The sequence below is a fragment of the Nonomuraea antimicrobica genome, assembly GCF_039536965.1.
GTDB lineage: Bacteria > Actinomycetota > Actinomycetes > Streptosporangiales > Streptosporangiaceae > Nonomuraea > Nonomuraea antimicrobica.
This window is the reverse complement of the sequence record NZ_BAAAZP010000239.1, coordinates 65,639-77,226: the sequence shown is the minus strand read 5'-3', so window position 1 is coordinate 77,226 and position 11,588 is coordinate 65,639. Positions and strand designations below refer to the sequence as shown.

Here is an 11,588-nt window from a genome sequence, read left to right as displayed (position 1 = left end):
GTCCGGTTCCAAGAGTTCAACCAGGGTAAGTGTGCGGGGTTCGAATCCCACACCCTCCGCCACCCTCCCGGGGCCGTCGCGAGCCCCGGTGAGCGTCACTTGAGCGTCCTGTCCCCGGGTTCGGGCAGGGTCCTGTGGCCCGCACGCTATTTCACTGTGTGTAGTCGCGCCGATACTTTCCGTGGCGACGGGTTGAGTCCCTCAGCCCCCGACCTCGGAGGGAACCAATGTCAGACATCACCCGTAAGTTCAGCGTCTCGTTCGCGGCGGCCCTCGCCGTGCTGACCGCCGCCGGGCCTGCGACGGCGACCGGCACGGTGCGGCAGGCCGCCCCCGTGGCGTACTTCACGATGGAGGACATCACGCGCGAGCGCTTCGTGATCGAGCTCCGCGACCCCGACAAGATCCAGCACGCCCGTGACCTGATCAGCGGTGAGACCCGTGCGCGGCCCCACGTCGTCGGCCGGATCCTGAAGCGGACCGCCCCCTACAACCCCCGCTGGAGCTACCACTACCGGCCGGACACCGTCGACTTCTTCGACATGGCCATCGAGGTGTGCGACGCGACCATCCCGTACGTCGAGGAGCACCTCGACGAGGCGGGCGGCGCGTTCCTGCCCGGCCTCGTGTGGTGCCCGTGGACCTCCCGGCTGGTGAACGAGGTGCCCGCCGCCTGAGGCGTCCCGGCGTGCGGTGCGGAAGTGCTCACCGCGCGCCGGTCCGCCGGCGCGTGACTCACTCGCGGACGCCCGCGAACCCCTCGCCCACGCAGGCGGCGAGCTGGAGGTACGCGTCTCTGGTCGCCTCCTGGAGCCGGTCGAGGTCGATCTCGGCCCCCTCCTCCAGGTGCGGGTCGTACGGCACCCGGATGACCGCCCGGCACCTGGCGGCGAAGTGGGCCTCCAGCTTCTTGATGTCCACCGCCGACTTCGACCGGGGCCTGACGCTGCACAACACCACGGTCGCGTTCTTCACCAGGTCGCCGTGGTGGTGCGCCTCCAGCCAGTCGAGCGTCGCGGAGGCCGCCCTGGCGCCGTCGACCGACGGGGAGCTGACCAGCACGATCTGGTCGGCCAGCCCGAGCACGCCGCCCATGGCCGAGTGCAGCAGCCCGGTGCCGCAGTCGGTGATGCAGATCGAGTAGAAGTTCTCCAGCACCTGGGAGACGGCCTGGTAGTCGGCGCCGCTGAACGCCTCGGAGACCGAGGGGTCGCGGTCGGAGGCCAGCACCTCCAGCCGCGAGGGCGCCTGCGAGGTGAACGCCCTGATGTCGACGTAGCGCTTGACCTGGTCACGCTCGTTGAGCAGGTCGCGCACGGTGGCCGAGGTCTCCAGGACGAGCTTGTCGGACAGCGTGCCCCGATCGGGGTTGGCGTCGACGGCGATGACGCGGTCACCGCGCATCTGGGCCAGGGTGGCGCCGAGGCCGACCGTGGTCGTGGTCTTGCCCACGCCGCCCTTCAGGCTCAGCACGGCCACCCGGTGGTGCCCGGCGGTGACGGGGGTGCGGGCCCTGGTGATCAGCTCGCGGCGGCGGCGCACCTCCGGCGGCTCGCCCGGCTTGATCCACCCGCCGGACGCCTTGTACACCACCCGGCGCCAGCCTTTGGAGGGCGCGTTGCGCCGGCCGCGAAGCAGGGACTCCGGGTCGAGGCTCTCGGCGGTCGGGCGTCCGGTCACCGGTGGCCTGGGCTGGACGGTGAACACCGGGGTGGGGGCCGGGCTGCGGCGCGGCGGCGTCGGCGGGATCTCCCGCTCGGCGGGCCGCCATTCGGGTTGCTCGCCGCGCTGCGAACGCTCCGGCTCGGCCGGCTCCGCCCATTGCGGGGGCTCCGGCTGCTCGTTCCACTGCGGCGGCTGCTCGGGCTCCTCGGCCCGCGGCGGGGGCTCGCTCCACGAGGGCCGTTCGGGCTGTTCGGTCCACTGCGGACGCTCCGGCTCCGGCCACGAGGGGCGCGAGTCCTGCTCCAGCCACTGAGCGCGCTCGGACTCCTGCTCCAGCCACTGCGGACGCTCGGACTCCTGCTCCAGCCACTGCGGACGCTCGGACGGCTGCTGCGGCCACTGCGCAGCGCTGTCCTGCGACTGCTCCTCGGCGCGCGTCTCCGGATCGCTCCACAGCGGGCGGTCGGTACGCGGCATCGTCTCCGACGCCTCGACGGACCGCTGGGGGCGGTCGAGGTGCGGGCGGGTCTCCGGCGCGTCCAGAGACTCCGAGGCGGACCCGGTAGCCGACACGGTGGACCCGGTAGCCGACGCGGTGGACCCGGTAGCCGAGGCGGTGGCCTGCGGCTCGGCGTCGGCCCAGGCCGGGCGCTCGTTGCCCGGCTGGGTGTCGGCCCAGGCGACCCGCTCCTCCTTGACCGGCTCTTCCTCGGCGCGGGGCGCGGGCGCGGGTGGTGCGGGCGCGGGTGGTGCGGGCTGCTCCTCGGCGGAGACCGGCTCCGGCTCCGCCTCCGGCCGCGCGGGCTCACCGGCGGACGGCCGGTCGCCCTCCGCCTGCCGCCCCTGGTCCCGGCCCGGCCCCGGCCAGTCGGACGGCGACAGCCACGCCGTCTCCTCCGCCGACTCGGGCGACGTGAGCGGCAACGCGTACGTGTCGGTGTCGTCGGGTCGCGGCAGCGGCTTCAGCGGCGCGTGGAACGGATCGTCCGCGCTCGGCGTGGCCGGGGTCGCGGGCTCCTCCTTGATGCCGGCACTGCCGAGCCACTCCCCCGCCTCGCTCTCGCTCTGGGGGACGCCCTCGGCCGCCGCTGGGCCGTACACGGTGTCGACCGCCGCGCGGAACAGCGGCGGCGTCGCCGTCTCGTGCTGCTGGGGCACCAGGAGCCAGGGGTCCTTGGGGTACGGCGATGCGACCGGCTCGTCGGCCGGAGCAGCGGAGGCGCTGACAGGGACGGGGGCCTCCTCCGTCTCCTTGATCGCGTCGAGCCAGGCGAGCTGCTCCTCGAGAGATTCCTCTCGATCGTGTCTTGCCACCGTGTTCCCCCTCGGGTGGGTCTAAAGGGGCAGCAAATACATTGCAGGTTAACGCCATCGGCTCGTCCGCAGCCCGGCAACCCACAACTTCTTTGCCCGGCTACCGTGGTTCGCATGCGAGCCATTGAGATCGCCAAGCCAGGCGGGCCTGAGGTGCTGGAGTGGCGCGAGGCGCCGGAACCACGCGTCGAACGGGGAGACGTGCTCATCGACGTCACGGCCTCGGCGGTGAACCGAGCGGACGTCCTGCAACGGCAAGGATTCTACGACCCTCCCCCCGGCGCCTCGCCGTACCCGGGGCTGGAGGTCTCCGGCGTGGTGGCCGAGGTCGGGGCGGACGTCGAGCAGTTCAAGCCGGGGGACGAGGTGTGCGCGCTGCTCGGCGGCGGCGGTTACGCCGAGCGCGTAGCGGTGCCGTGGCAGCAGGTCATGCCGGTTCCCGACAGGGTCTCGCTGCGCGAGGCCGCCGCGCTGCCCGAGGTGGCCTGCACGGTCTGGTCCAACGTCTTCATGATCGGGCGGCTGCGCCGGGGCGAGACGCTGCTGGTGCACGGCGGGGCGAGCGGCATCGGCACGTTCGCGGTGCAACTGGCCAAGGCGCTCGGCTCGTACGTCGTCACGACCGTCGGCTCGGCCGCCAAGGGCGAGCGCGTCAGAGAGCTGGGCGCTGACGAGGTCATCAACTACCGCGAGGAGGACTTCGCAGAAAAGGCGCACGCCGACGTCATCCTCGACATCATGGGCGCGAAATACCTGGCGGGCAACGTGCGCGCGCTCAAGACCGGCGGCCGGTTGGTGATCATCGGGCTGCAGGGCGGGCTCAAGGCCGAGCTGAACCTGGGCGTCCTGCTCGGCAAGCGCGCCGCCATACACGCCACGACGCTGCGCGCCCGTCCCGTCGACGAGAAGGGCGTCATCGTCCGCAGCGTCGTGGACAACGTCTGGCCCCTGATCGGGGCAGGGGCGGTGAGTCCGGTCGTGTACGCGGAGGTCCCCATGTCCGAGGCCGCCGAAGCTCACCGAATGTTGGATTCCGGGGAGCACGTCGGCAAGATCCTGCTAGTACGGTGAGTGTTATGAATGCTGAGGACAACAACACCCCTCACATCGTGGTGGTGGGCCCCGACTTCCAAGGTCAGGGCGATAATGGCGACGAGGATCGCTCGGTCACCAACCTGGTCGAGCAGCCTGCCAAGGTGATGCGTATCGGCAGCATGATCCGCCAGCTTCTTGAGGAGGTCCGCGCGGCTCCCCTCGACGAGGCCAGCCGCAAGCGGTTGAAGGAGATCCACGAGTCCTCCATCAAGGAGCTCGAAGACGGTCTGGCACCCGAGTTGGTCGACGAGCTGGAGCGGCTCTCGCTCCCGTTCACCGAGGACAACGGCGCACCGCCGAGCGACGCGGAGCTGCGCATCGCGCACGCCCAGTTGGTGGGGTGGCTCGAAGGGTTGTTCCACGGCATCCAGACCACGCTGTTCGCACAGCAGATGGCGGCCCGTGCCCAGCTTGAGCAGATGCGCAGGGCGCTGCCCGGGGTGCCGGGCGACGAGACGCAGCGTCCGCACGGCGGCTCGGGGCCCTACCTGTAGGGGCCCTACCCGTAGAGACCTGTAGGGGCCCTACCTGTAGAGCTCCTCGATCACCAGCGCGACGCCGTCGTCGTCGTTGGTCGCGGTCACGTGATCGACCGCGGCCAGCACGTCGGGGTGCGCGTTGGCGACCGCGTACGACGTGCCTGCCCAGCTCAGCATGGGCAGGTCGTTCGGCATGTCACCGAACGCCACGGCCTGCGCGGGCTTCACCTCGTGCTGCCCGGCGAGCGCCGCCAGGGCCGTCGCCTTCGTCACGCCGTGGGCGCTCATCTCGATCAGCCCTCTGCGGCTGGAGTGCGTGGCGGTCACCAGATGCCCCACCAGCTCGTGCACGATCGCCTGCAGCTCGTCGGCGCCCATGCCCGGGTGCAGGGCCAGCAGCTTGGCGCACGGCCGGGAGGTCAGCGAATCGGCCCGGGCCGCTCGCAGGTTCCGGTCCAAGCCTCCGAGCCGGAAATCTGACTCATGCGCAAAACCGGCTTCATACTCGACCGAAAATGCGAGTTCGGACACGTTCGCTCTTAGCTGAGCGACGACTTCCTCGAGCACGTCGACGCTGATCAGGTGAGATTCCACTATCCGTTCGGTATGGAGATCGTAGATCAGCGCGCCGTTCGCACAGATCGCGAGCCCGTGGTGACGTACGACACCCGCCACACCGCCCATCCACCGAGGCGGACGCCCCGTCACGAACACCAGCATGGCCCCCGATTCCTCGACTTTGCCGAAGGCCGCCACCGTGCGGGGAGACACGGTTCCGTCCGTGCGCAGCGCGGTGCCGTCGAGGTCGGTGGCCACAAGACGCGGCGAGGGAAGGCTCTGCATAACAGGTTCCAGTTTGCCCGGTGATGCCGCCGGACAGAAATCTTCGTTGGGACGGGAACACCAACGCGCCAGAATGGTGTTAGATGTGATGGCGTTGTATTAGCTGATCCCGTAGTGAAAACCAGCATGACTTTGTCTGAGCCACCCCGGGTGCTTGCTGTACGACACACCGGGACCCACGAGGTGTGGGTCCCATAGATTCACATCCTGAGGGAGAGCTTTTATGGCTCAGGGAACCGTCAAGTGGTTCAACGCCGAGAAGGGCTTCGGCTTCATCGCCCCGGACGGCGGTGCGCCGGACGTGTTCGTGCACTTCTCCGAGATCGTCGGCAACGGCTACCGCAGCCTTGAAGACGGCCAGCGGGTCGAGTTCGAGATCACGCAGGGCCAGAAGGGGCCGCAGGCCTCTCAGGTCCGAGCCATCTGACCTGTAGCAGCGAGATAGACCGGGGTTCGCTTCCAGCGGGCTCCGGTCTTTTGCTTTCCCCCCTCTGCGGTGCCCCCGATCGCCTTGGCGCCCGACGGCCCTCGGCGAGTCGGTGTCGGGTTGGTCACGGGTGTGACTCGACTCACGGAGAGCTCGAACCTCCGGACCCTCCCGGCCATCGACCTGGATATGAGGTACGCGTGGTTATGCCACCCCGTGACCGTGGCCGGGGTGCTCGTGCTCTTGCTGAACGACCACCTGCTCAAGCCGGTCTGGCCCGGGTTCGTGACGGGCAAGCTCAGCGACGTCGCCGGACTCGTGGTCGCGCCCCCGCTGGTGGCCCTGCTGTGCCGGCGGCGGGCGGATCTGGCGGCGACCGTACTCACCGGAGCGCTCTTCACGCTCGTGAAGACGACGGAGACGGGCGCTGAGGCCGCCTCCCATGCCTGGACCTACCTCGCGGGCCCGTCACGCGTCCTGGCCGATCCTACGGACCTCCTGGCGCTGCCGGCCCTGGCCCTCGCCTGGTGGGTACGCGGCCACAGCCTCCGCCACCCGTCCTCGGCCCGCTGGCGGGTCGTCGTGACGATGCCCCTGGCGGTGCTCGCGGTCACCGCCACGAGCGGCATGCCCCTGCCGCCGTCGGCCGAGGCCGTGGAGGTGGACCGGGGCGGCCGGATCCACGTCCAGACGGACGGCATGACCGCCCTGGCCTCCGACGACGGCGGCAGTACCTGGTCGGAGGTGAGCGGCGACCGCGACAGGCGGGGACAGAGCGCACAGTGCGTGCCCGGGGCCGCCACGCGGTGCTACCAGGTGGTCCAGGGCCGGATGGGCGTGGAACAGTCGGACGACGGCGGCCGTACGTGGCGTCCGGCGTGGCAGTTGTCGGCTGACGACCAGGAGCGGGTGAACAGGCGGCACGACCGGCGCGGCGAACTGCGTTCGATGGCACTCGGCGTGCAGGCCCGGCCGGGCGGCCACGTCGTGGTCGTCGCGAACGGCCTGGACGGCATCGTCGTCCGCGACACGTCCGGCACGTGGCGTCACGTGGGCTGGCCGGGGGCCGAGCCCGCCGCGGTGGACGTGGACCGCGAATGGCGCGTGGCGGTCTTCCTGGCCGCGTGCATGTTGTTCGGCGGGGCCGGGGCGGGACTGCGCCGGTATTCGCGCTCCTACACGGGTTTCGCGCTGGCCGCCTGCCTCGGTCTCCTGCCGCTGCTCGGGACGGGGCCCGACTTCCCGTTTGTCGGCACCGAGGAGTTGGGCCTGTACGTCATCGGCCTGCTCGCGGTCTTGACGGGCACGACCGTGTGCTTCGCGCTGGCGGTAGCGGGCCGGGCGCGCCCCGTGCCCGCCGCCGTCGGGCTGCTGACCGCACCGCTCGTCTACGCGAGCGCCTACCTGCCGTTCGCGGGGTGGGCCGAGGGCACGCCGGACTCGTACTGGCTGGCGACCGCGCTCGCCGTGCTGCTGACCGCTCTCGTGCTGCTGGCGAGCGCCGTCGCCGTCAGGAACGACGCCCGCCGCGCGAACCCCTACTTCGACGGCGCGAGCACGTCGAGCCCCACGTAGGGCCGCAACGCCTCGGGAACCACCACCGAGCCGTCGGCCTGCTGGTGGTTCTCCAGGATCGCCACGATCCAGCGGGTCGTGGCGAGCGTGCCGTTGAGCGTGGCCAGGTGCCGGGGCTTGCCGTCCTTGTCGCGGAAACGGACGGCCAGCCTGCGCGCCTGGAACTCGGTGCAGTTGGAGGTCGAGGTCAGCTCGCGGTAGCGGCCCTGGGTGGGGATCCACGCCTCGCAGTCGAACTTGCGGGCGGCCGACATGCCGAGGTCGCCCGCGGCGGTGTCGATGATCCGGTAGGGCACCTCGATCTTGGTCAGCATCTCCTTCTCCCAGGCGAGCAGGCGCAGGTGCTCCTCGTGCGCGTCTTCCGGACGCACGTACGAGAACATCTCGACCTTGTCGAACTGGTGGACGCGGATGATGCCCCTGGTGTCCTTGCCGTACGAACCCGCCTCGCGGCGGAAGCACGACGACCAGCCCGCGTAGCGCAGCGGCAGGTCGTCGGCGGGCAGGATCTCCTGGGAGTGGTAGCCCGCCAGCGACACCTCCGAGGTACCGACCAGGTAGAGGTCGTCTTCGGGCAGCCGGTAGATCTCCTTGTCGTGGGCCACGTGGAAACCGGTGCCCTGCATGGTCTCCGGCTTGACGAGCACCGGCGTGATCATCGGGGTGAACCCGGCCTCGATCGCCTGCTGCATCGCCATGTTGAGCAGCCCGAGCTGCAGCCGCGCGCCGACGCCCTTGAGGAAGAAGAAGCGCGAGCCCGACACTTTGGCGCCGCGCTCCATGTCGATGGCGCCGAGCGCCTCGCCCAGCTCCAGGTGGTCTTTGGGCTCGAAGTCGAACTCCCGGGGCTCGCCATACGTCTCGAGCACCACGTAGTCGTCCTCGCCGCCGGGCGGGGCGCCCTCCTCGACGACGTTGGGCACCGTCTGGAGCACCTCGTCGAGCGCGGCGCTCAGCTTCTCCGACTCGGCCTCGGCGGCCTTGACCTGGGCCGCGAGGTCTTTGGCCCGCTGGAGCAGCGCGGCCTTCTCCTCGCCCTGCGCCTTGGAGACCGACTTGCCCATGCTCTTCTGCTCTGCGCGCAGAGACTCGAACGAGGTCAGCGCGGATCGGTGGCGCTCGTCGAGGTCGAGCAGCGTGTCGACGATCGAGTCGTCCTCACCGCGGGCACGCTGCGACGCCCGTAGCCGGTCGGGGTCCTCACGAAGGGTACGCAGGTCAATCACAAGGAAAGGCTACCGGCGCGCGGAGGGGTAGCGCCCCAGGATTACCACGGAGTCGACCAGGTCGGCCCGCCGGTCTCCGGCGGCGGCCGCCTCGCCCCGACAGGGGGACCTGCCGCCTCGCGCGAAAGCCCTTCGTCAGACCTTTCTCGCCTTCGTCAGACCCTTCCGGCCCCGTCAAGCCCTCCGGCCCCCGTCAGCCCCTTCGGGCCTCGTCGGACCCTTCCGGCCCTCGTCAGACCTTTCCGGCCCGGATCCTCGCCAGCCACTCGGCCGCCTCCGCGAACTCCGGATCGGAGGTGCCCCGCTTGATCTGCGGCGCGATGCCGTCGGCCCGCGGGTAGCTGCCGAGGAAGCGCACCTCGCCACAGATCCGGTGCAGCCCGGCGATGGCCTCCCCGACCCGCGCGTCGGCGACGTGCCCCTCGAAGTCGAAGTGGAAGAAGTAGCGCCCGATGCCCCCGCCGGTCGGCCGCGACTCGATGCGCGTCAGGTTGACCCCGCGTACGGAGAACTCGGTCAGCATCTCCAGCAGCGCGCCCGGATGGTCGTCGGCCAGGAAGACGACCAGCGTGGTGCGGTCGGAGCCGGTGGCCTGCGGCAGCGGCCCCGGACGGCCGACCTTGACGAACCTCGTCACCGTGTCGGACCTGTCGCCGATGTCGGCGGCCAGCTCGACCAGCCCGTAGTGCTCGCCCGCGATGCGCGCGGCGATGGCGGCGTCGTAGGGCGAGCCGGGCAGCGAGACCTCCTGCGCCGCGGCGGCCGTCGAGGGGGCGGCCACCACGACGGCGTCGGGCAGCTCGCGGGAGATGTAGTTGCGACACTGGGTGATGGCCGCGGGATGCGTGTAGACCCGCTTGATGTGGGGGATCTCGGTGCCGGGCCGGGCCAGCAGCGAGAACTGCACCGGGAGCAGCAACTCGGCGTTGATCAGCAACGGCTCGCCCCAGGCGAACTCGTCGAGCGTCGTGGTGATCGCGCCCTCGATGGAGTTTTCCAGCGGTACCACCGCGCCGTCGGCGTCACCGGCGCGGGCGGCATTGAGCGCGGCGCTCACGGTGGCGCAGGGCAACCGCTCGGCAGTGGGGTCGAGGAGCCGCAGGGCCTCTTCGGTGAAGGTCCCTTCCGGCCCGAGATAGGCAACTCTGGGCATGCGTACAGAGTATCCGCAGGTGGACGCCCTTGCCGACCTTTCGCCTGACGGCGTATCCCCAGCCGGGCCCGTTCCCCTTGCCTCCCGCCCGGATCCGGTCGCGAAGGGCGGCGGCGACCGCGTGTCCGTTCAGATCGACTGGGAGACCGGGGCGGCGACCTGCGGGCCGAGGCCGAGCCTGGCCGCGCGTACCGCCTGCTCCTCCTCGGGCGACAGCGGCTGCTGCCCCTTCCCGCCCACCACGGCCCGTACGTAGGTCCGCGTCTCGCTCCGCCCGTTGATGGACGTCAGGACGATGCCGTCGCCCAGTCCGTTGATCATCGCCACCGAGAACGACAACCGCCCGGTCATCTCGGACAGCGCGTCGTAGCGGCACACGGCCACGTCCCTGATGGCCCTGAGGTCGCCCCGGCCCTCGCTGATCTGCCGCGAGAGCATGCGCCGGCAGTCTTCCACCGTGGCTCTGGCCTGCCGAAGCGCGAAATAGCCGATCATCACGCCACTGACCCCGGCCACGACGCCCACGATCACCCATGTGGTAACGAGCACGGCACAGAGGGTAATGGCTGGGTCAGGCGAGTCGCCGCCGTTTCGGCAACCAGGACACCAACAACCACACCAGGGCCAAGGCCCCAAGCCCGAACCCGTTCTGGACGATCTTCCCCAGCACCAGGCTCACCCCCGGAATGTCGGCCGCCTTCAGCGAGACCCCCCACCACGGGACCGGCACCACGTAGTACAGCCACACCCCGGCCGCCACCCACAGCCTCACCCGGTCGCGCCCATCGCCGACGATCGCCGCGAGCACCACGACCACCCAGGCCAGGTGGTGGATCCAGGCGACCGGCGACAGCAGCACGGCCATCAGGCCGACGAGGGCGACCGCCGTGACGGGGTCGTTCGCCCGGTACGCGTCGCGCGCCCCCCGGAACCCGTACCAGCCGACCGCCGCCACGATCACCACCCAGATCGCGGACGTGAGCGGCTCCGGCAGGTACAACCTGATCAGCATGCCCCGGATCGACTGGTTGGTGGTGGCCGCGTTCGCGCCGAGGCGTTCGGGGTCGAGCAGCGCCGAGAACCAGAAGTCGGCCGCGTCCTGCGGAATCACCGCGAACGGCAGCAGCGTCAGCACGGCCGCCACGAACGACGCCATGAAGAACGTCCGCCACTGCCTCGTGACCAACAGGTAGATCAGAAAGACGCCGGGAGTGAGCTTGACGGCCGTGGCCAGCCCGATCAGGAACCCGCGAGGCCACCAGGGCCGCTTGACCACACAGTCGGCCACGCACAGGGCGACCAGCAGGATGTCCACCTGCCCGAAGCGGACCTGGTCCCTGATCGGCATCAGGTACGTGCACATGACCATGAGCAGCCCGAACACCCACGGCACGTACTTGCGCAACGCCTCCCGCTCCAGCACCTGCCGGAACGAGAACCCGACCGTCACGGCCAGCGCCACGAAGATCCCGGCCGTCCACACCCACTGGGCCGTGCCCCACGACATCTCCGCGAGCCCCACGGCCAGCATCGCGGCGATCGGCGGATACGTGAACGGCAGCAACTGCGGCGCGGGCGTGAAGTATTCGTACACCGGCCGCCCGTCGAGGAGCATCTGCCCGCCGGTACGGTAAACGTCGAGGTCAACCAGGCGTTGGTCGTCGGGGTTGGTGAGCCACAGGTGCACCAGCGGGGCCGCGGCCGCCACGACGGCGAGCGCCACGATCGCCCACGCCCACCACTGCCGCCGCTTCACCCGTACCTCGCCACTTGTCACGGTGTGGCACGTTACCGTGGCTGTTGCTGATCGA

Annotated in this window: 11 protein-coding genes; 5 read left to right on the top strand and 6 right to left on the bottom strand. The window is 70.5% G+C overall.

Translation table 11 applies throughout. The annotated features are described in order from the left end of the window. The first annotated feature begins 227 nt into the window (after positions 1-227). Complete coding sequence (locus tag ABD844_RS51530) at positions 228-677, top strand: BP74-related protein (RefSeq protein WP_344897163.1); 450 nt, start codon at positions 228-230, stop codon at positions 675-677. 58 nt (positions 678-735) lie between these two features. On the opposite strand, the gene ABD844_RS51525 is transcribed toward ABD844_RS51530, so the two are convergent. Next, positions 736-2,979, bottom strand: coding sequence for a MinD/ParA family ATP-binding protein (locus ABD844_RS51525; protein WP_344897160.1), 2,244 nt, complete (start codon positions 2,977-2,979; stop codon positions 736-738). Positions 2,980-3,093: 114 nt separating this feature from the next. Here ABD844_RS51525 and ABD844_RS51520 point away from each other — a divergent pair, with 114 nt between their 5' ends. Both ABD844_RS51520 and ABD844_RS51515 read left to right on the top strand, forming a co-directional pair. Beyond that, positions 3,094-4,050 carry an NAD(P)H-quinone oxidoreductase gene (locus ABD844_RS51520; RefSeq protein WP_344897157.1) on the top strand — a complete coding sequence of 319 codons (957 nt, stop codon included), beginning with the start codon at positions 3,094-3,096 and terminating at the stop codon, positions 4,048-4,050. Positions 4,051-4,055: 5 nt separating this feature from the next. Then, the gene (locus ABD844_RS51515; RefSeq protein WP_344897154.1) at positions 4,056-4,568 is read left to right on the top strand and encodes a bacterial proteasome activator family protein; all 513 of its coding nucleotides are present in this window, start codon (positions 4,056-4,058) and stop codon (positions 4,566-4,568) included. A 30-nt stretch (positions 4,569-4,598) separates the two neighbouring features. On the opposite strand, the gene ABD844_RS51510 is transcribed toward ABD844_RS51515, so the two are convergent. Beyond that, a complete protein-coding gene (locus ABD844_RS51510; protein ID WP_344897151.1) occupies positions 4,599-5,396 on the bottom strand; it encodes an HAD family hydrolase in 798 nt (265 codons plus the stop codon). Positions 5,397-5,619: 223 nt separating this feature from the next. Between ABD844_RS51510 and ABD844_RS51505 the strand changes: the two genes are divergently transcribed. Both ABD844_RS51505 and ABD844_RS51500 read left to right on the top strand, forming a co-directional pair. After that, entirely contained in the window at positions 5,620-5,823 is a 204-nt protein-coding gene (locus ABD844_RS51505; protein ID WP_043619750.1) for a cold-shock protein, read from the top strand. 231 nt (positions 5,824-6,054) lie between these two features. Next, a complete protein-coding gene (locus ABD844_RS51500) occupies positions 6,055-7,398 on the top strand; it encodes a hypothetical protein (RefSeq protein WP_344897148.1) in 1,344 nt (447 codons plus the stop codon). Here ABD844_RS51500 and serS read toward each other — a convergent pair. From serS to ABD844_RS51480, 4 genes are all read right to left on the bottom strand, one after another. After that, on the bottom strand, positions 7,362-8,624 hold the full coding sequence (serS, locus tag ABD844_RS51495; RefSeq protein ID WP_344897145.1) for a serine--tRNA ligase: 1,263 nt from the start codon (positions 8,622-8,624) through the stop codon (positions 7,362-7,364). The genes ABD844_RS51500 and serS overlap by 37 nt on opposite strands. 232 nt (positions 8,625-8,856) lie before the next feature. After that, complete coding sequence (gene pheA / locus ABD844_RS51490) at positions 8,857-9,777, bottom strand: prephenate dehydratase (protein WP_344897142.1); 921 nt, start codon at positions 9,775-9,777, stop codon at positions 8,857-8,859. A 129-nt stretch (positions 9,778-9,906) separates the two neighbouring features. Next, positions 9,907-10,326, bottom strand: coding sequence for a DUF4446 family protein (locus tag ABD844_RS51485; RefSeq protein ID WP_344897139.1), 420 nt, complete (start codon positions 10,324-10,326; stop codon positions 9,907-9,909). Positions 10,327-10,348: 22 nt separating this feature from the next. Further along, positions 10,349-11,554, bottom strand: coding sequence for a glycosyltransferase 87 family protein (locus ABD844_RS51480; RefSeq protein WP_344897136.1), 1,206 nt, complete (start codon positions 11,552-11,554; stop codon positions 10,349-10,351). Positions 11,555-11,588 lie beyond the last annotated feature (34 nt).

What these genes read in the sequence shown, in the direction of transcription:
- ABD844_RS51520 (WP_344897157.1), top strand. Translation starts at nt 3,094, where the DNA reads ATGCGAGCCATTGAGATCGCCAAGCCAGGCGGGCCTGAGGTGCTGGAG.
- ABD844_RS51505 (WP_043619750.1), top strand. Translation starts at nt 5,620, where the DNA reads ATGGCTCAGGGAACCGTCAAGTGGTTCAACGCCGAGAAGGGCTTCGGC.
- ABD844_RS51530 (WP_344897163.1), top strand. Translation starts at nt 228, where the DNA reads ATGTCAGACATCACCCGTAAGTTCAGCGTCTCGTTCGCGGCGGCCCTC.
- pheA (WP_344897142.1), bottom strand. Translation starts at nt 9,777, where the DNA reads ATGCCCAGAGTTGCCTATCTCGGGCCGGAAGGGACCTTCACCGAAGAG.
- ABD844_RS51515 (WP_344897154.1), top strand. Translation starts at nt 4,056, where the DNA reads ATGAATGCTGAGGACAACAACACCCCTCACATCGTGGTGGTGGGCCCC.
- ABD844_RS51510 (WP_344897151.1), bottom strand. Translation starts at nt 5,396, where the DNA reads ATGCAGAGCCTTCCCTCGCCGCGTCTTGTGGCCACCGACCTCGACGGC.